Annotated in this window: 21 protein-coding genes; 10 read left to right on the forward strand and 11 right to left on the reverse strand. The window is 74.5% G+C overall.

The genetic code is table 11. The features are described from left to right. Positions 1 to 224 precede the first annotated feature (224 nt). Genes ACZCLJ_RS05455 through ACZCLJ_RS05465 form a run of 3 tightly spaced genes read left to right on the forward strand, consistent with a single transcriptional unit; the run spans position 225 to position 3,306 of the window. Entirely contained in the window at positions 225 to 1,316 is a 1,092-nt protein-coding gene (locus tag ACZCLJ_RS05455) for a putative F420-0 ABC transporter substrate-binding protein (RefSeq protein ID WP_463105712.1), read from the forward strand. 5 nt (positions 1,317 to 1,321) lie between these two features. Further along, positions 1,322 to 2,395 carry a putative F420-0 ABC transporter permease subunit gene (locus tag ACZCLJ_RS05460; RefSeq protein ID WP_463106361.1) on the forward strand — a complete coding sequence of 358 codons (1,074 nt, stop codon included), beginning with the start codon at positions 1,322 to 1,324 and terminating at the stop codon, positions 2,393 to 2,395. Then, complete coding sequence (locus ACZCLJ_RS05465) at positions 2,392 to 3,306, forward strand: putative F420-0 ABC transporter ATP-binding protein (RefSeq protein ID WP_463105713.1); 915 nt, start codon at positions 2,392 to 2,394, stop codon at positions 3,304 to 3,306. The genes ACZCLJ_RS05460 and ACZCLJ_RS05465 overlap by 4 nt, the downstream gene beginning before the upstream one ends. 11 nt (positions 3,307 to 3,317) lie before the next feature. On the opposite strand, the gene ACZCLJ_RS05470 is transcribed toward ACZCLJ_RS05465, so the two are convergent. The 4 genes from ACZCLJ_RS05470 to ACZCLJ_RS05485 form a co-directional block, all read right to left on the reverse strand. Next, the gene (locus ACZCLJ_RS05470) at positions 3,318 to 3,746 is read right to left on the reverse strand and encodes a TIGR03667 family PPOX class F420-dependent oxidoreductase (protein WP_251150629.1); all 429 of its coding nucleotides are present in this window, start codon (positions 3,744 to 3,746) and stop codon (positions 3,318 to 3,320) included. Further along, a complete protein-coding gene (locus ACZCLJ_RS05475) occupies positions 3,743 to 4,183 on the reverse strand; it encodes a CoA-binding protein (RefSeq protein WP_463105714.1) in 441 nt (146 codons plus the stop codon). The genes ACZCLJ_RS05470 and ACZCLJ_RS05475 overlap by 4 nt, the downstream gene beginning before the upstream one ends. A 162-nt stretch (positions 4,184 to 4,345) precedes the next feature. Beyond that, positions 4,346 to 4,807 carry an anthrone oxygenase family protein gene (locus ACZCLJ_RS05480; RefSeq protein WP_463105715.1) on the reverse strand — a complete coding sequence of 154 codons (462 nt, stop codon included), beginning with the start codon at positions 4,805 to 4,807 and terminating at the stop codon, positions 4,346 to 4,348. Then, positions 4,804 to 5,712, reverse strand: a complete 909-nt coding sequence (locus ACZCLJ_RS05485) for a Rossmann-fold NAD(P)-binding domain-containing protein (protein WP_463105716.1) — start codon at positions 5,710 to 5,712, stop codon at positions 4,804 to 4,806. The genes ACZCLJ_RS05480 and ACZCLJ_RS05485 overlap by 4 nt, the downstream gene beginning before the upstream one ends. A 215-nt stretch (positions 5,713 to 5,927) precedes the next feature. On the opposite strand from ACZCLJ_RS05485, the gene ACZCLJ_RS05490 reads away from it, so the two are divergent. Continuing rightward, positions 5,928 to 6,887: an AraC family transcriptional regulator gene (locus tag ACZCLJ_RS05490; RefSeq protein ID WP_251150625.1), complete on the forward strand. Its 960-nt coding sequence runs from the start codon at positions 5,928 to 5,930 to the stop codon at positions 6,885 to 6,887. A 42-nt stretch (positions 6,888 to 6,929) separates the two neighbouring features. Here the strand turns inward: ACZCLJ_RS05490 and ACZCLJ_RS05495 are convergent, their stop codons facing one another. Beyond that, positions 6,930 to 7,433, reverse strand: coding sequence for a metallophosphoesterase family protein (locus tag ACZCLJ_RS05495; protein WP_251150624.1), 504 nt, complete (start codon positions 7,431 to 7,433; stop codon positions 6,930 to 6,932). 49 nt (positions 7,434 to 7,482) lie between these two features. Between ACZCLJ_RS05495 and ACZCLJ_RS05500 the strand changes: the two genes are divergently transcribed. After that, the gene (locus tag ACZCLJ_RS05500) at positions 7,483 to 7,884 is read left to right on the forward strand and encodes a PNPOx family protein (RefSeq protein WP_251150623.1); all 402 of its coding nucleotides are present in this window, start codon (positions 7,483 to 7,485) and stop codon (positions 7,882 to 7,884) included. A 51-nt stretch (positions 7,885 to 7,935) separates the two neighbouring features. On the opposite strand, the gene ACZCLJ_RS05505 is transcribed toward ACZCLJ_RS05500, so the two are convergent. After that, positions 7,936 to 8,514 (reverse strand): AMIN-like domain-containing (lipo)protein, encoded by a 579-nt coding sequence (locus ACZCLJ_RS05505; RefSeq protein WP_463105717.1) that lies wholly within the window; start codon positions 8,512 to 8,514, stop codon positions 7,936 to 7,938. Positions 8,515 to 8,666: 152 nt separating this feature from the next. Between ACZCLJ_RS05505 and ACZCLJ_RS05510 the strand changes: the two genes are divergently transcribed. From ACZCLJ_RS05510 to ACZCLJ_RS05520, 3 genes are read left to right on the forward strand one after another with little or no spacing between them, the layout of a single operon-like run. Beyond that, positions 8,667 to 9,260 carry an HhH-GPD-type base excision DNA repair protein gene (locus ACZCLJ_RS05510; RefSeq protein ID WP_463105718.1) on the forward strand — a complete coding sequence of 198 codons (594 nt, stop codon included), beginning with the start codon at positions 8,667 to 8,669 and terminating at the stop codon, positions 9,258 to 9,260. Positions 9,261 to 9,279: 19 nt separating this feature from the next. After that, the gene (locus ACZCLJ_RS05515) at positions 9,280 to 10,530 is read left to right on the forward strand and encodes an AI-2E family transporter (protein ID WP_463105719.1); all 1,251 of its coding nucleotides are present in this window, start codon (positions 9,280 to 9,282) and stop codon (positions 10,528 to 10,530) included. 52 nt (positions 10,531 to 10,582) lie between these two features. Continuing rightward, positions 10,583 to 10,948: a VOC family protein gene (locus tag ACZCLJ_RS05520; protein WP_251150619.1), complete on the forward strand. Its 366-nt coding sequence runs from the start codon at positions 10,583 to 10,585 to the stop codon at positions 10,946 to 10,948. Here the strand turns inward: ACZCLJ_RS05520 and ACZCLJ_RS05525 are convergent. Then, a complete protein-coding gene (locus ACZCLJ_RS05525; protein WP_463105720.1) occupies positions 10,921 to 11,934 on the reverse strand; it encodes an AraC family transcriptional regulator in 1,014 nt (337 codons plus the stop codon). The genes ACZCLJ_RS05520 and ACZCLJ_RS05525 overlap by 28 nt on opposite strands. Before the next feature lie 112 nt (positions 11,935 to 12,046). Here ACZCLJ_RS05525 and ACZCLJ_RS05530 point away from each other — a divergent pair, with 112 nt between their 5' ends. Together ACZCLJ_RS05530 and ACZCLJ_RS05535 are read left to right on the forward strand one after the other, a co-directional pair. Next, positions 12,047 to 12,925 carry an NmrA family NAD(P)-binding protein gene (locus tag ACZCLJ_RS05530; RefSeq protein ID WP_463105721.1) on the forward strand — a complete coding sequence of 293 codons (879 nt, stop codon included), beginning with the start codon at positions 12,047 to 12,049 and terminating at the stop codon, positions 12,923 to 12,925. 71 nt (positions 12,926 to 12,996) lie between these two features. Then, positions 12,997 to 13,833 (forward strand): SDR family NAD(P)-dependent oxidoreductase, encoded by an 837-nt coding sequence (locus ACZCLJ_RS05535; protein WP_463105722.1) that lies wholly within the window; start codon positions 12,997 to 12,999, stop codon positions 13,831 to 13,833. On the opposite strand, the gene ACZCLJ_RS05540 is transcribed toward ACZCLJ_RS05535, so the two are convergent. From ACZCLJ_RS05540 to ACZCLJ_RS05555, 4 genes are all read right to left on the reverse strand, one after another. Continuing rightward, on the reverse strand, positions 13,830 to 14,825 hold the full coding sequence (locus ACZCLJ_RS05540) for an IS481 family transposase (protein WP_463106342.1): 996 nt from the start codon (positions 14,823 to 14,825) through the stop codon (positions 13,830 to 13,832). The two genes, ACZCLJ_RS05535 and ACZCLJ_RS05540, sit on opposite strands and share 4 nt — an antisense overlap. A 220-nt stretch (positions 14,826 to 15,045) precedes the next feature. Then, positions 15,046 to 15,432, reverse strand: coding sequence for a hypothetical protein (locus ACZCLJ_RS05545; protein WP_463105723.1), 387 nt, complete (start codon positions 15,430 to 15,432; stop codon positions 15,046 to 15,048). Between the two features lie 26 nt (positions 15,433 to 15,458). Continuing rightward, positions 15,459 to 16,382, reverse strand: a complete 924-nt coding sequence (gene cofE / locus ACZCLJ_RS05550) for a coenzyme F420-0:L-glutamate ligase (protein ID WP_463105724.1) — start codon at positions 16,380 to 16,382, stop codon at positions 15,459 to 15,461. After that, positions 16,379 to 17,383, reverse strand: a complete 1,005-nt coding sequence (locus ACZCLJ_RS05555; protein ID WP_251150613.1) for a TIGR03557 family F420-dependent LLM class oxidoreductase — start codon at positions 17,381 to 17,383, stop codon at positions 16,379 to 16,381. Before ACZCLJ_RS05555 ends, cofE begins: the two co-directional genes overlap by 4 nt. Positions 17,384 to 17,408: the final 25 nt, after the last annotated feature.

Consider the following 17,408-nt stretch of genomic DNA (forward strand, 5'->3'; position numbering starts at 1 on the left):
ACGCCGTGCACCTCCGCCGCCGCCCACCCCTCGCGGCCGAGCGCTGTGTAGGCTGGACGGTGGACCGCGGGCCGTCGATCTTGCCCGTCGGAGCGACCCCGTACTGGGCCGCGGGTCCGCAGGACGCGAGATGGCGCGTCGAGCACCGTACCGAGCCGGCACCGGCGTCCCCGTGGGACCGCCGTCGTGCGGCTCGGGCCCACCTCGTCCCCGGAGAAGCATCCGTGCCGTCACGCCGCACCTCGTCCGCCGTCCTGCACCCCCGCCGTCCCCGTCCTCGCCGTGGCGCCGCCGCGACGTCCCTGGGCGCCGTCGGGCTCGCCGCCCTGCTCGCCGCGTGCTCGTCGGGGACCGCGGGCGAGGGCGACCCGACCACGGACGGCGAGGCCGCGCCGTCGGGCACCGCCGGCCACGGCACGACGGCGACGGGCTACCCGCTCACGGTGGACGACTGCGGGTTCGAGGTGACGTTCGACGCGGCGCCCGAGCGCGTCGTGACGATCAAGTCGAGCACCACGGAGATGCTCCTCGCGCTCGGCCTGGGCGACCGGATCGTCGCGTCGGCGTTCCTCGACGGACCGGTCCCCGACTCGCTCGCCGACACCGCGGCGCAGGTCCCCGCCGTCGCCGAGCCGCTGTCCGACCAGGTGCCCGGCGCCGAGGCCGTCCTCGGGCTCGAGCCCGACCTCGTGTACGCGGGCTGGGAGTCGAACCTCACGGCGGACGGCGCGGGCGACCGCGAGACGCTCGCGCAGCTCGGGGTCGCGACGTACGTCTCCCCCGCCGCGTGCAAGGCGCCCGCGTACATGCCCGACCCGCTGACGTTCGACGACGTCTTCGCCGAGATCACCGAGGTCGGCGAGATCTTCGACGCCCAGGACGCGGCGTCGGACCTGGTGGCGGAGCAGCGCGAGACCCTCGACGGTGTCACGCCCGACGACCGCGGGCTCACCGCGCTCTGGTACTCGTCGGGCGACGACATCCCGTACGTCGGCGCGGGCATCGGCGCACCGCAGATGATCATGGACGCGGTCGGGCTGGAGAACGTCGCCGCCGACGTCGAGGACACGTGGACCTCCTACGCGTGGGAGGAGGCGATCGCGGCGGACCCCGACGTCCTCGTGCTCGTCGACGCCACGTGGAACACCGCGGAGGCGAAGATCGAGCGCCTCGAGTCGAACGCCGCGACGGCCGAGATGACCGCGGTCCGCGAGGGCCGCTACCTGACGATCCCGTTCCCGGCGACGGAGGCCGGCGTGCGCAACGTCGACGCCGTGGTGGACCTCGCCGCACAGCTGGAGGCGCTCGACCTGTGACGACGCTGCGCATCCGGCCGGACGCCGCCCCCGCTCCCTCCGCGGGCGGGCGCACGTCCGCGCGTCGGGGCGCCGCGTGGTGGGTGCCGGGCAGCGTCGTGCTCCTCGTCGTCACCGTGCTCGTCGCCGTGACGATCGGCCCGGCGGACCTCGCGGTGGGCGACGTGTGGCGGTCGGTCGCGTCCCACCTCGGCCTCGGCGGGCTCCTCGGTCTCGAGCCGCTCGGCCCGCTGCAGGACGGCATGGTGTGGCAGCTGCGCCTGCCGCGCGTGCTCACCGCCGCGGCCGTCGGCGCGGGGCTCGCGGTGTGCGGCGTCGTCATGCAGTCGCTCACGCGCAACCCGCTCGCGGACCCGTACCTGCTGGGGCTGTCCTCCGGGGCGTCGCTCGGTGCCGTGCTGGTGCTCGTCGTGGGCTGGACCGTCCTGCTCCCCGTCGCGGCGTTCGGCGGAGCCGTCGTCGCGCTCGTCGCGACGCTCGCGCTCGCGGGCGCCGTCGGCACCCTGACACCGAGCCGCACCGTGCTGGCCGGGCTCGCCGTGAGCCAGCTCGCGGCCGCGGCGACGAGCTTCGTCATCTTCTGGTCGGCGACCGGCGACTCGTACCGCGAGATCCTGTCGTGGCTCATGGGCTCCGTCGCGGGAGCGACGTGGACGTCGGTCGCCGTCGCGGGCGTCGCGACGCTCGTGCTCGGCACGCTCCTCGCGTCGACCGGGTCCGTGCTCGACGCGTTCACGTTCGGCGACACCGCGGCGTCGGCCCTCGGGGTGGACGTCCAGCGCGTGCGGTGGGTCCTGCTCGTCGGCGTCGCGCTGCTCACCGGGGCGCTGGTCTCGCAGTCGGGCTCGATCGGGTTCGTCGGGCTGATCCTGCCGCACGCGGTCCGGCTCCTCACCGGTGCGCGGCACCGGCTGCTTCTCCCGCTGTCCGCGCTGTTCGGCGCGTCGTTCCTCGTGTGGGCGGACACGCTCGCCCGGACGGTCTTCGCGCCGCGCGAGCTGCCCGTCGGGATCGTCACCGCCGCGATCGGCGCGCCCGTGTTCGCGCTGCTCCTGTGGCGCGGGAGGAGGACGGCGTGACCGAGACCCGCACGACGTCGCCCGACCTGCCCGTCACGTCCCCCGCCTCGGTGCAGGCACCGCCCGCGCCGAGGGACGGTGGCGCTGCGCCCGGTCCGGGCGTCGGGCACGGCGCCGGCCTCGACGCGGCCCGGGTGTCGTGGTCCGTCGACGGCCGCCTCGTCCTCGACGGGGTCGACGTCACCGCGCCGCCCGGGGCCGTCAGCGGGCTGCTCGGTCCCAACGGCTCGGGGAAGTCGACCCTCCTGCGCGTGCTCGCGGGGGTCCTGCCACCGTCGGCACCCGCCACCGCGCACGCGCCCGCCGACGTCCGGTTCGGCGGCGAGGACCTGCTGAGGGTGCCTCGGCGCCGTCGGGCACGTGTCCTCGCGCTGGTCGAGCAGGACGCGACCACCGAGCTGCCGCTGACGGTGCTCGATGCCGTCCTGCTCGGTCGCATCCCGCACCGCTCTCTGCTCGCGGGCGACTCCGCGCGCGACCGCGAGGTCGCCCGCGGCGCGCTCGCGACGGTGGGCATGGAGGCGTTCGAGGATCGCGAGGTCGCGACGCTCTCCGGCGGGGAGCGCCAGCGCGTGCACATGGCCCGCGCGCTCGCCCAGGAGCCGGCGCTGATCCTGCTCGACGAGCCGACCAACCACCTCGACATCGCTGCCCAGCTCGACGCGATGCGCGTCCTGCGACGCCTCGCCGACGAGGGCGTGACGGTGCTCGCGGCGCTCCACGACCTGACGCTCGCGGCGCAGACGTGCGACCACGTGGTGCTGCTGTCGGGCGGCCGCGTGGTCGCGGCCGGGGACGTCCGCGACGTCCTCGTGCCCGACGTGCTGGAGCCGGTCTACGGCGTGCGGTGCGACGTGCTCGTGCACCCGCGCACCGGGCGGCCGGTCCTCACGTTCTCACCGCGGGACTGACCGGCACCGCATCAGAAGCCCCGGAGCTTCTCCGGCCGGACCCGCACCGTGACGGAGTAGTCGGCGTGGAAGCCGTCGGGCGTCGTACCGAGGCCCTCGATGTCGGCGCCGTACTTCTCGTCGTAGGCGGCGCGCTCGGCGGAGGTGAGGCCGCCGTCGTCGACCGTCGCGGTGCCCGTGAGCACGACGACGTCGCCGCCGGACCGGGTGCTGTTGAGGTGGACCGCCACGCGCGGGTTCGCCCGGACGTTGCGCAGCTTTGCGGTGCGCGGCTGGCTCTGCAGGACGACGTCGCCGCCGGCACCCCACAGGAACCACACCGGGGTGGGCTGGGGCGTGCCGTGCGGGTCGACGGTCACGAGCCACAGGACCCGGTCGTCGGCGAGGCGGGCGGCGGCGCGCCGTCCGAGCTCCGTGCCGCCGTCCACGACGGCGCTCATGCCACACGCCCCAGCCGCGGCAGCTCGATCGCGGGGCACCGGTCCATGACCATGTCGAGCCCCGCGTCCCGCACGCGTTGCGCGGCGTCCTCGTCGATCACGTCGAGCTGGAACCACACGGCCTTCGCGCCGATCGCGACGGCCTGGTCCGCGACGTCGCCCGCGAGCTCGGACCGCACGAAGACGTCCACGACGTCCACGGGGAACGGGACGTCGGCGAGCGACGCGTACCCCTGCTCGCCGTGGACGGTCTCGGCCGACGGATGGACGGGCACGACGCGCTTGCCCGCCCGCTGCAGCACGCGCGCGACGCCGTACGCCGCCCGTGCGGTGTTGTTCGACAGGCCGACGACGGCCCAGGTCTCGGTCTCGTCGAGGACCCGGCGGATCGTGTCGTCCTCGGCGGTGCCGGTCTCAGCAGGTGTGACGTGGCTCATGTCGGCGGCAACCGCGTCCCGGTCGCGGCTATTCCGGGGCGACCGTCGGGTGTCAGGGCCACGAGTCACCACGGTGACCTGTCGCCCTGACAGCGAGCTGCCGAGTCATCGTCGTCAGGGCCACGGGTCACTCGGGTGTCCCGTCGCCCTGACACGGTCGGCTCAGACGACGAGGGCGACGGCCAGGAGCGCCGTCGCAACCGCACCCGCGGCGGTGCGGGCGTGGTTCCACGCGAGCCAGCGCGGCACGAAGGTCAGCCACTCGGCCGCCGGGTCGGTCGCGGCATCGAGCCGGTCGTTGAGCGGCACGTTCCCGACGGCCGTGACCCCGAGGATCCCGACGAGCGCGACGACCGCGCCCGCGAGCGCCCACCCCGCGCCGTCCGCGCCGCCCACGAGCCCGACGACGGCCGCGCCGGCGGGCAGGAGCACGGACGCGGCAAGGAGGAGCATCAGGGGCGGCCGCACCGCCGTGACGTTGATCGACCGCATCGCCGCGGCGCCCGCTCCCGGGTCGAGCCGCCGCAGCCCCGCCATGACGAACGCCGAGAACGCGTAGAGCACGCCGCCCGCGAGCCCCGTCGCGACCGCAGCCGCGACGACGAGGACCTCGAACGCGCTCACCGCTCCCCCGCCGCGCCGCGCGCTCCGACAGACCAGACGGTGGCCTCGCGCACCGCGAACTCGCCGAAGTCCCGCGGCTCACGGTCGAGCGCCCGCCGGACGCCGTCGGTCAGGTGGGCGCCGCGCCCGTCGAGCACCTCGGCGAACAGGTAGCGCATGAGGTCGACCACGTCGTCGGGCAGCCCGGCCTCCGCGAGCCCGCCCGTGAACTCGTCCATCGTGATCGGCACGTACGCGACGTCGTGCCCGCTCGCCGCGGCGATCTCGGCGACGGCGTCCGCGAACGTGAGCAGTCGCGGTCCCGTGAGCTCGTAGACCTGGCCGGCGTGCGCGTCGTCGGTCAGGGCGGCGACCGCGACGTCGGCGACGTCCTCCAGGTCCACGAACGGCTCGGCGACGCCGCTCACCGGCAGCGCGAGCGTCCCCTCGCGCACGGGGTCCAGGAGGAAGCTCTCGCTGAAGTTCTGGTCGAAGAACGCGCACCGCACGACCACGCGGGCGGGGAAGACGTCGGCGACGGAGGCCTCGGCACGCTGCGCCTCCGTCTCGCCGCGTCCGGAGAGCAGGACCAGACGCCTCACCCCGGCCCCGCGCGCGAGCGCCGCGAACCGCGTGACGGTCTCGGGCGCGCCGGGGACCGCGAGGTCGGGCGCGTACGCGACGTACACGGCGTGCACCCCGGCGAGCGCGGGCGCCCAGGTGGTCTCGTCGTCCCAGTCGAACCGGGCGGCGCCGGCACCGCTGCGCGAGCCGCGGCGGACCGGGAGGCCGAGCGCGTCGAGGCGGTCCGCGACGCGGCGCCCCGACTTCCCGGTCGCCCCGAGGACGAGGACGGTCCCGGGTGCCGGGGACGCGGTCTCGCGGTCCTCGGGGCGGATCGTCGTGGTCGGGCTCGTCGAGCTCATGGCGTTCTCCTGTCGGCAGTTCGTGCGGTGTCGAGAGACAGTCAACAGAGGTCCGGCGAGACGCTCCATGGCCGGGACGCTCGACCCCATGCGCGATCGTCTCGCGGACGGGAGGAGCACGACCCCCGCCGGGTCACCGATCCCCGACCGTCCGTGGCCGGGCCAGGAGACGCCACGTCGCCGCCCGGGCCTCGGGTCGCGCGTACGCTGGCCGGATGGACGTGGTCTCCGGACTGCTCGACGGACCTCGCGCCCGCGGCGCGTTCCTGCTGCGGAGCCACCTGCGCGCGCCGTGGGGGCTGCGCATCGAGGACGAGGCGCCGCTGACGATCGTGCCGGTGCTGCGCGGCGCGGGCTGGGTCGGGCCGGCGCAGAGCCCGGCGCAGCAGGGCGTCGACCCGGACCCCGGCGTGCTGGTCGAGGAGGGCGACGTCGTCCTGTTCCGCGGACCTGACCACTACGTCGTCGCCGACTGCCCCACCACCCCGCCCCAGGTCGTCATCGGCCCGACCGAGGTCTGCCGCGCGGTCGACGGCGGTCCCTCCCCCATGACCGTGCTCGGCGTGCGCTCGTGGGGGAACGACCCGGACGGCGAGACCGTCATCGTCACCGGGACCTACCCGCTCGACGGCGAGGTGGGCCGCCGGATCCTGCGGGTGCTGCCCCAGCGCGTCGTGCTGCGGCGGGGCGACGTCGACGCGACCCTCGTCGAGCTGCTGGCGCGCGAGGTCGTGCAGGACCTGCCGGGCCAGGAGGCCGTGCTCGACCGTCTTCTCGACCTCCTGCTCATCTCGTGCCTGCGGACGTGGCTCTCCGGTCCCGACGCCCCGGGCTGGTACCGCGCCGACGCCGACCCCGTCGTCGGCGCTGCGCTGCGCCTCATCCACCACGACCCGGCGCACCCCTGGACGGTCGAGTCGCTCGCGCGCGAGGTCGGGCTCTCGCGCGCCGCGTTCTCCCGGCGGTTCACCGAGCTCGTGGGCGAGCCGCCCATGACCTACCTCACCGGGTGGCGCCTCGACCTCGCCGCGGACCTGCTCCTCGCGGACGACGCGACCCTGACGTCCGTCGCGCGCGCCGTCGGGTACGGCACGCCGTTCGCGCTCAGCGCGGCGTTCAAGCGCGTGCGGGGCGTCAGCCCCGCGGTCCACCGCGAGCGCGCCGGCGCGGCCTGACCGGACCGCGACCGGACCGGGCCGCGCGGGCGCCCGGCGCGCTCACCGCTCGACAGGGACGAGCACGACGTCGCGCAGGATCCCGTCGTCGACCACCGCGGTGAGGTACGTGCCGACCGGCTGGCGTCGACGGTCCGTCGGCGAGCCGGGGTTGAGCAGCCGCATGCCGCCGGGTGTCGTGGTGTCCCAGGGGATGTGGCTGTGCCCGAAGACGAGCAGGTCCGTGTCCGGGTACGCGGCGTCCGCGCGGCGCTCGCGCCCGTCCTTGCCCCCGGTCTCGTGCACGACGGCGACGCGCAGCCCCTCGACCGTCGTCCGCGCCACCTCCGGCAGCCGGGCGTGCAGCTCGGGGCCGTCGTTGTTGCCCGCGACGCCGACGAGCCGCTCCGCGCGCGCCTCGAGCTGGTCGAGGAGCGCACCGTCCACCCAGTCCCCGGCGTGCACGACGACGTCCGCGGCGTCGACGGCGCGCCACACCTGTTCGGGGAGCACCCGGGCGCGTGCGGGCACGTGCGTGTCGCTGAGGAGCAGCAGTCGGGTCGGCACCTCGTCACGATAGGTCGCGCGACCTCGCCCCGCCGCGCGACCATGGGGCATGCCGATGCCGCACTGGGTCACCCGGACGAACAAGCACGTGCTCAACCCCGTGATGCTGCGGGTCGCGACGGGGATCGGGCCGATGGCGGTGGTCCGCCACGTCGGACGCCGCAGCGGGCGCGAGTACCGGACGCCCGTGTTCGCGTTCGCCTACCGTGGGGGCGAGCACGTGCGCGTGGTCCTCGCCCTCACGTACGGCCCGGACGTCGACTGGGTGCGCAACGTCGACGCCGCCGGGTCGTTCGTGCTCGAGCGACGCGGTGTCGACTACGCGGTCGACGACGTCCGCCGCCTCACCGGGGAGGGCGGCCTCGCGCTCCTGCCGGGCTGGACGAGCGCCGTCCTGCGCCGCACCGGCGTCGAGGAGTTCCGCACCGGGCGGCTCCGTACCCTGCCCTGACCCGGAGAGGACCTCCTCCCGCCCTCCGGCCTTCGCAGGCCTCCGCCGGCCTCAGCAGTCCCGGTGGCCCGTCGCGCACCACTCGTGCCCGACGTCGACGACGAGCCGGGACCCGGAGCCTGGGCCGGCGAGGACGAACGCGCGGAACGGCAGCCGCGCCCGCACCCCGAGCCCGACCGTCGTCACGCCCTCGAAGCTGCCGGCCCACGCGACGTGACGGAAGGTGCGGTAGCCGGACGTGTCGACGAGCGTGCCTCCCACGCCGGTGAAGAACGCATCGGTCGGGATGACACCGACACGTGCCACGACCTCCAGCCGCGCCCCGCCCCGGACCGGGACGACGGCCCCCGAGCCGTCCATGACGACCTGGCTCACGTAGCGCACCGACCACGCGGTCAGCGGGGCGTCGACGTCGAGCACGAGCCGGTCGAAGCAGCCGTGGCGGCCGGCACGGACGTCGGTCAGCCGACCGGCGGACATGCCCGGCACGCCCTTCTCGAGCGAGCCCCACACCTGCCCGCAGTACGGATGAGCCGAGGCTGCGGGGGCCGTGGCGACGGTCCCCGCGAGCAGCCCGCCCGTGAGCAGCAGCGACAGAACGGACATCCAGACGAGCACTCGACGACGCATGGCGTACTCCTTCGTACCCCTCTCACGGTCCTCCGGCGGGCACCGGCTGTCAACGGCCCGGAGGCACGGGTTCGCGGGGCCGACCGGACCGGTCCGCGGGCCGTCGATCCGGCAGAGGCACCGCCTCCCCCGGGGCTGTCATCATGGGACGCATGGCACGCGACCTGTGGATCACCGGAGACCCCGAGACCGACGCGCTCCTCTCGAGCGACCCGTTCGCGCTGCTCGTCGGCATGCTGCTCGACCAGCAGTACCCGATGGAGCACGCCTTCGCCGGCCCGCGCAAGATCCGCGACCGCCTCGGGTCGATCGACCCGCACGCGATCGCCGACGCCGACCCGGACGCGTTCGTGACCCTCGCGACCACGCCTCCGGCGATCCACCGCTACGGCCGTTCCATGGCGGCACGGGTCCAGGCGCTCGCGCACGCGGTCGTGGACGACTACGACGGCGACGTCACGCAGGTCTGGACGCGACCCGGCGCCGACGGTGCGCCCACTGGCGCCGAGGTGCTCGCCCGGCTCCGCGCGCTCCCGGGCTTCGGGGAGCAGAAGGCCAAGATCTTCCTCGCGCTCCTCGGCAAGCAGCGCGGCGTCGAGCCGTCCGGGTGGCGCGAGGCCGCCGGGAGCTACGGCGACGACGGCTCGCGACGCTCGATCGCCGACGTGACGAGCGCCGAGTCGCTCATCGAGGTCCGGGCCTTCAAGAAGGAGCAGAAGGCCGCGGCGAAGGCCGCGAAGGCCTGACGCCCGCTACTGTCGGCGCGTGACGTCGACACCCGCCGCGCCCTCGCTCGCCCCCGCGACCCGCACGCTGCTCACGCTCGCCGCGGGGGTCGTCGTGCTCGCCGGTCTCTACGCGGCCAACGACGTGGTCGCCCCGATCCTCCTCGCCGCGGTGATCGTCATCATCTGCCACCCGGTGCGTCATCCGCTCGAGCGGCGCGGGTGGCCGCGATGGGCCGCCACGACCGCCGTGATCGTCGTCGCCTACCTCATCCTCGCCGCGCTGCTCGCGATGCTCGTCTTCGCGGGCTTCCAGTTCGCCGACCTCGTGCAGTCGTACCTCCCGCAGCTCCAGCAGGCGATGCTCGACCTCGTCGACCAGCTCGCCGCGCTCGGTATCGACACGGACATCGCCGACGCCGCGACGGCCTGGCTCGAGCCGGCGCGTCTCCTGTCGCTGGCGGGTGACGTGAGCAGCGTCGTGCTCGGCATCGCGACGGCCTTCTTCTTCGTTCTCGCGTACGCCATCTTCATGGCCGCGGACGGTGCCCGGTACTCGACGGCGTACCACGTCTTCGGCGCGAGCCAGGCCGGGCCGATCGACCGCGCGACGCGGTTCAGCGGCGGCGTGCGCCGCTACTTCGTCGTCAACGCGTCGTTCGGCGCCGTCGTCGCGGTCATCGACGGCATCGCGTTGACGATCCTCGGCGTCCCGGCGCCCGTCGTCTGGGCGATCCTGGCCTTCGTCACGAACTTCGTGCCGAACATCGGGTTCGTCCTCGGCCTCGTCCCGCCGGCGATCATGGCGTTCGTCGTCGGGGGCTGGCAGCTCGCGCTCGGCGTGGTCGCGGTCTACTGCGTCGTCAACGTAGTCCTGCAGGTGCTCGTCCAGCCCAAGTTCGTCGCCGACGCCGTGAACCTCAGCCTCACCCTGAGCTTCGTGTCCGTCGTCTTCTGGACGTTCGTCATCGGCCCGCTCGGCGCGATCCTCGCCATCCCGCTCACGCTGCTCGTCCGCGCGCTGCTGCTCGAGGGCGACTCGCGCTCCGGCTGGTTGCGCTGGCTCTCGGGCGACGACGTGGCGGCCGGCACCGTCACGACGCCGACGCCCGACGACGGATCGCCGCGCGCCGCAGAGCCGCTCGACGTGTCGCCCGACGAGTCGCCGGAGGAGACGGCCCGCGAGGCGGCGCCAGGCCTCGTCGCGACGGCCGAGCACACGGCCCCGGACGGCACCGGGTCCGCGCCGGCCGACCCGGGGAGGGGTGACGGGGCGGCCGAGACGTCCTAGCCTGGCGGAGGCGGGCGGTCCCGTCCGCCGATCATCGGGGCTCGGAGGCATCGTGGCGCACGGCGACATCACCCACATCGACATCCCGGTCAGCGACACGAGCCGAGCGACGACCTTCTACGGCGAGCTGTTCGGCTGGCAGATCGCCGAGGTCCCGGGCTTCGAGGGCTACCCGATGTGGCAGGCACCGAACAAGATCAGCGGTGGCGGTCTCGCCCCGCGCTCGGAGGGCTTCACGCAGCCGCGCAGCTACGTGGAGGTCGACTCGATCGACGACACCCTCGCCAAGGTCCGTGAGCTCGGCGGCACCGTCGTCATGGAGCGCTCGGAGATCAGCCCGACGTCGTGGTGGGCCATCTTCACCGACGCCGACGGCAACCATGTCGGCCTCTACGAGGGCACGACCGACGCGGGCTGAGCCCGCGGACGGGACGAGCCGCCCCCTCCCGGTTCCCTCGCGGGAGGCACGGCCGCGTCGCCCGCGCGATGTCGTGCGGGCGACGTGCCGCGCGCCCGCTTGAAGGCGACGCTCAGTGCGAACGGGTTGGCGTACCCGACCCGGCGCGCGATCGCGTCGACCGTGAGATCCGTCGAGCGCAGGAGGTCCGCGGCGAGCGCGATCCGCCAGTCCCGCAGGTACGTCATCGGGGGCTCGCCGACGAGAGTGGTGAACCGGCGCGCGAGGGCCGCCCGGGAGCAGCCGACGTCCGCGGCCAGCTCCGCGACGGTCCAGGGCCGCGCCGGGTCGTCGTGGAGGGCCCGCAGCGCCGGTCCGGCCACGGCGTCGCCCTGCGCGCGGTACCACCCCGGCGCCGCGGATCCCGGGCGGGCGAACCAGGCCCGGAGCGTCTCGATCAGCGCCAGGTCGAGGAGGCGGTCGAGGAGCACCTGCTGACCCGGGCCGTCGCGCCCGACCTCGCTGCCGAGGAGCGACATCACGGGTCCCTCGACCTCGGCCTGACGGACCAGCACGACCGACGGCAGCGCGCTGAGCAGGCGTGCCGTCACGTCGCCGGTCACGCGGTACGTGCCGCTCGCGACGACGGTCGTGCCGTCGGCCCCGGCCCCGGCGGAGCGCCATGCGCGCACCAGCTCGTCCGTCACGTCGACGCCCTCCGTCGTCCGCAGCCGGTCCTCCGGCAGCACGACGACCTTGGGGACCGTCGCAGGGTCGTCGGCCACCGTGTACGGCGCCAGGCCCTTGACGAGCGCGACGTCACCCGTCCGCAGGTGCACGGGCTCTCCGCCGTCGGGCACCACCCAGGCATGCCCCCGCATCGTCGTGACGAGCGCGAGCGGCGCCCCGTCGGCGATGCGAAGCGCCCACGGCGGCTCGAGGACGGCCTGGCAGAAGGCCGCCGTCCGGGCGCGGACGCCGTCCAGGAGGTCGGCGAACGGATCCACGTCCTCACGGTAGACGCACGGACAGGCGATCGCGCGTCCCGGACATGGACGCTCCCCTGCTGCCTCGCTTCACTGGGAGCACAGGAGGACGGCACGACGCGAGGAGGCGGCGATGTACACGATCACCGGAGCGACCGGACACGTCGGGTCGGCGGCGGCGGCGGGTCTGCTGCGCCGGGGTGCCCCCGTGCGGACGGTCGTGCGAGATCCCGCCCGGGGCGAGGCGTGGGCCGCCCGCGGGGCCGAGGTCGCCGTGGCCGACCTCGGGGACGGTGCGGCCCTGACCGCGGCGCTCCGGGGCAGCGACGGAGCGTTCGTCCTCCTCCCCACCGACGAGACCGCCGGCGACGCCGAGCACCGTGCGCTCGCCGACTCGATCGCCGGCGCCGTCGGGGCGAGCGGCGTCGGGCACGTCGTCGTCCTGTCGTCGGTCGGAGCCGACCTGGTCGAGGGCACCGGCCCGATCCGGTGGCTCCACCATCTCGAGCGCGGGCTGCGTCGCACGGGCGCGACGCTGAGCGTCGTCCGGTCCGCGCACTTCCAGGAGAAGGTGGAGGACGCCCTGCCGGCCGCGACGACCGCCGGCATCTACCCCGTCCTCGACGACGACCCGGACGGACCGGTGCCGATGGTCGCGACCCGCGACGTCGGCGAGCTCGTCGCGCTGTCGCTCCTCGCGCCACCGCAGGCCGACGAGGTCGTCGACCTCGACGGGCCCGCGTACAGCGAGCGCCAGGTCGCCGAGCTGCTGGGAGCGGCGCTCGGGCGACACCTCGAGGTCGTGGTCGTCCCCCGGGACGACCGCGTGCCGACCCTGACCGCATCGGGCGTTCCCGAGCCCTTCGCCCACGAGCTCGTCGCCCTCGCCGACGCCGGCGCACAGGGCCTCCTCCGACCGCGCGGGGACCGGGTGCACCGGTGCACCACCCCGCTGGAGGTCACGCTGCGGCACGTCGTCGCCGCAGCTGTCGATCCGGCACCGGCGAGATGACCACGGTGGAGGGTCGGCCGGGCCGACAGGGCCGGGTTCCGGCGCCACGACGGGCGACGTCGACGGTCGTCATGACCGGCGGCACCTCGGGGTTCGGGCTGGTCGCCGCACGACGGCTCGCGGAGCCCGGGCACGCCCGGGTGCTCGTCGGGGCGCGGGGGACGACGTCGGAGGGCGAGGCCGTCCCGCTCGACCTGGCACGGCTGGACTCCGTCCGCGAGTTCGCGGCCGCGACCCGGGACCGTCTCGGCGACCGGCGCATCGACGCGCTCGTGCTCAACGCGGGCGTCGTCCGGCCGGGCGTCGAGCAGCGGACCGCCGACGGCTTCGAGACGACGTTCGCGGTGAACCACCTCGCGCACTACCTGGTGCTCCGCCTCCTGCTGCCGCTGCTCGCGGACGGAGCCGTCGTCGTGCTGACCACGAGCGGCGCGCACGACCCGGCGACCCGTGCGGGCCTCGCGCCACCGCGGCACGCGGACGCGACGCTGCTCGCGTTCCCCGAGCGCGACCCCGGGCGCGACGACCGACCGCGGCGCGCCGGGCAGCACGCGTACACGGCGTCGAAGCTCTGCACCGTCCTCACGGTGCGGGCGCTGTCCGGCGTCGAGGACCTGCGGTCGCGCGGGCTGCGAGCGGTGGCGTTCGACCCGGGTCAGGTGTTCGGCACGGGCCTGGTCCGCGCACTCCCCCGGCGGCTGCGGACGGTGTGGTCCGTCCTCGGCAGCCCGGTCGGAGCGCCGCTCCGGTGGCTCGACCCGACCCTCAACGGTCGCGACGACGCCGGTCGCGCCCTCTCCGCGCTCGCGCTCGGGCACGTCGCGCCCCCGCCGGGACGCTCCTACGCGGCGCTGCGACGCGGACGGATGACGTGGCCGGAGCCGTCCGAGGCGGGACGCGACGACTAGCTGTGATGTCCAGGGAGGTTGGTCAGCCGGCTGACCGGTGGCTGGTTGCCGATCGCGCTGTGGAGCCTGTGGTGATTGTAGAAGTGGAGCCATCCGGGTAGCGCGGCGCGGCGTTCGGTCTCTGAGGCGTAGAAGCGGGCGTAGGCCCACTCGTCGGCGAGCGTGCGGTGGAAGCGTTCGATCTTGCCGTTGGTCTGCGGGCGGTAGGGCCGGGTTCGCTTGTGCTTGATCCCCAGCCTTGTGCAGGCGTCGCGCCAGGCGTGGGATCGGTAGGCCGACCCGTTGTCGGACAGCACCTGCTCGACGTGCACCCCGCGTGCGGCGAACCAGTTCACGGCGCGTTCGAGCACGTCGACCGCGGTTGCGCCCTTCTCGTCGGACCGGATCTCGGCGTAGGCGAGTCGGGAGTGGTCGTCGATCACGGTGTGCAGGTAGGCGGTGCCGATGCTCGGGTTGCCCTTGGCCGTGCGGCCTGTGCGTAGAGCGGTTGCTGCTTGGTTCCGGTAGCCCTGTTGCCGCCCGACGTAGCGCCACCCGCCCCCGTCGGGGATATTGCCGAACTTGGTGACGTCGACATGGATCAGTGAGCCGGGATGGTCATGCTCGTAGCGGCGCAATGGTTCGCCGGTGACCCGATCGATCCGGGTGAGCCGGTTGATCCGGCACCGCACCAGCACCGCATGGACCGTGGAGGCGGGCATGTGCAGGCGCCCGGCTATCTGGACCGGTCCCAACCGGTGTCGCCACCGCAGCCGCACGACCTGCTTGACCAGATGTTGCGGGGTGCGGGTCGGGCTGTGGTGCGGGCGCGAGCTGCGATCGGCCATCCCGGCCACGCCCTCGGTGCGATATCGCTCGGCCCACTTCCTCGCGGTGCGGGCCGAGACCATGAACATCTTCGCCGCGGCCGTGTAGGTCCAGCCGGACTCGACGACCAGCCGCGCCAGCCGCAGTCGTGTTCTCGGGGTGAGCAGGGCGTTAGCGTGTGACACGAAGGCCTCCGGCGGGTGGAAGTGGTTCCTCGACAGCTCCACTTCACAACCGGAGGCCTTCGTCATCCGGTAACCCGCCCCCGTGTCGTCATCACGGGATCCGGACAACCTCCCTGGACATCACAACTAGCTGGCCCGACGCCTCTGGGACGACAGCGCCCACCTCGTGGGCCTGGCGGGCTGACGCCGACGGCGGCGGGCGGGTGCGAGCCCTCGCTCCTCAGCCGCCGACCGGTACCCAGCCGTCGGGGTCACCGGCACGCCGCGGCCGCAGCGCGTCCGGGGCGGGCCAGGGCAGCTCGTACCGGACGACGCGGACGTCGATCGCGCCGAAGTCGTCGGTCTGGACGACGACACGGTCGGGCGTCACCTCCACGAGGCGCACGCGCAGCGCCTCGCCGCCGTCCTGCTCGAGCGTCCAGACGTCGGCGAGCCACGACAGCCCGGTCGCCTCGAGCGCCTCCTCCGCGGCGAGCCAGTCGACCGGCCCCGTGAGGTCGCGCCCGAGCAGGGAGACGGCGACCCACTCGTCTCCCTCCGGGCGGATCCAGCCCACGGGCTCGCGGTCGTCAGGTCGGCGGTGCTCGATCCAGGAAGAGGGAAGCATCCAGGCAGGCTAGGCGCTCGCCCCCGTCACGGCCAGGCGTTTCGCCCGTCCTGGCCCTGCGGGTCGACCTGCGGACCGGCCCCGCCCTCGCGGAACGCCTCGGCGAAGCCGTCGCGGTACCCCTCCGCGTACCCGTCCTCGCGCCCCCGCGCGTGCGCCTCCGCGCTCCCCTCGCGGAACAGGTCGTCCACGGACGGTCGGACGAGCACGCGGGCGCCGGGCCCGTCGTCGGCGGTCACGTGCGCGTCGAGCCCGCGCACGACCGCGACCGGTCGCCCGTCCGCCTTGCCGCGCACGAGCTCGCTCGCCGACGCGACCTCGTCGGCGACGGCGGTCACGGTGACCGACAGCGGTCGCCCGTGGGCGTCGACGCCGCCCCGCAGGTCGTCGACGACGCCGACCCCCGCCGCGCCGATCGCGACGTCGACGAGGCCGTCGCGCCACGCGCGGCCCATCGTGTCGGTCACGACGACGCCCAGGCGCTCGACGCCGAACCGAGCGCGCAGCGCGGCGCGCAGCGAGCGGGCGGACGCGTCCGGGTCGAGCGGCAGGAGCAGGACCGTCCCCTCGGGCGTGTTCGACGCGTCGACGCCCGCGGCCGCCATGACGAGCCCCAGGCGGTTCTCGACGATCCGCAGCGGTGGGAGACCGGGGCGCTCGCGCGTCGCGACGACGCGCACCGTCTCGTCGGAGATCGCCTGCTCGCGGTCGTCGGCAGCGACCACCCGGCCCTCCGCCTTGGACACGATCTTGCTCGTCACGACGACGACGTCGCCCTCGGCGAGCGGCTCCCCGCCCGCGGTGGCGTCCCGCGCGAGCAGGTCGCCGACCAGCGCCGCGAGGTCGTCGCCGGGGTGCACCTCCCCCAGGCCCGACGGCGCCCACGCGGTGAGCCGGACCGGCGCGCCCGGCGGGGTCGCGCCGTCGGGCACGGACCCGGGTCCGGTCATCGGGAGAGCTTCGGCAGGACGTCGCGCCCGAACGTCTCGATCCACTCGCGCTGGTTGCGCCCGACGTTGTGGAGGTAGATGCGGTCGAACCCGAGGTCGACGAACTTCTGGATGTAGGCCCGGTGCTCGTCGGGGTCCGCCGAGATGACCATGCGGCCCTCGAAGTCCTCGGGTCGCACGAGCTTGGCCATCTGCTCGAAGTCGTGCGGCGAGCGGATGTCGGCCTTGGGGAACTTCATGCCGCCGTTGGGCCACTCGTGCATCGCGTTGGCGAGCGCCTCCTCGTCCGTCTCCGCCCAGGAGAGGTGGAGCTGGAGGACCTTGGGCATGGACTGCGGGTCTCGCCCGGACTCGCGGACGCCGTCGTCGAACTTGCCGAACAGCATGGAGATCTTCTCGAGGGGTGCGCCGACCGTGATGAGACCGTCGGCGTGGCGGCCCGCACGCTTGGCGGTCACGGGTCCCGCGGTGGCGACGAGGATCTCCGGCGGGACCTCGGGCATCGTCCACAGCCGCGTGGACTCCATCTTGTAGAACTGCCCGGAGTGCTTGACGTCCTTGCCCGCGAGCGAGGCCGTGAAGAGCTTCTTGATGACGTCGATGGCCTCGAACATGCGGTTGATGCGCTCGGGCGCCTCGGGCCAGTAGCCCGCGACGACGTGCTCGTTGAGCGCCTCTCCGGAACCGAGACCGAGCCAGTGCCGGCCGGGGTACATCGCGGCGAGCGTCGCCGATGCCTGCGCGACCATCGCCGGGTGCCAGCGGAACGTCGGGGCGGTGACGCCCGGGCCGAGGTCGCCGGACGTGCGCTCGCCGAGCGCGGTCAGGACGTTCCACACGAACGACGACTGCCCCTGTGCCGGGACCCAGGGCTGGAAGTGGTCGGCCGCCATCGTGCCGGAGAAGCCGTGCGACTCCGCGTACGCCGAGAGCTCGACGGCCTCGGTGGGGTGGAACTGCTCGAGCATGGCTGCGTAGCCGACGGTGAGGTCAGAGGACATACGACCGACCTTATGCCCGGCGCGC

The sequence above is a fragment of the Cellulosimicrobium sp. So1_17 genome, assembly GCF_055181235.1.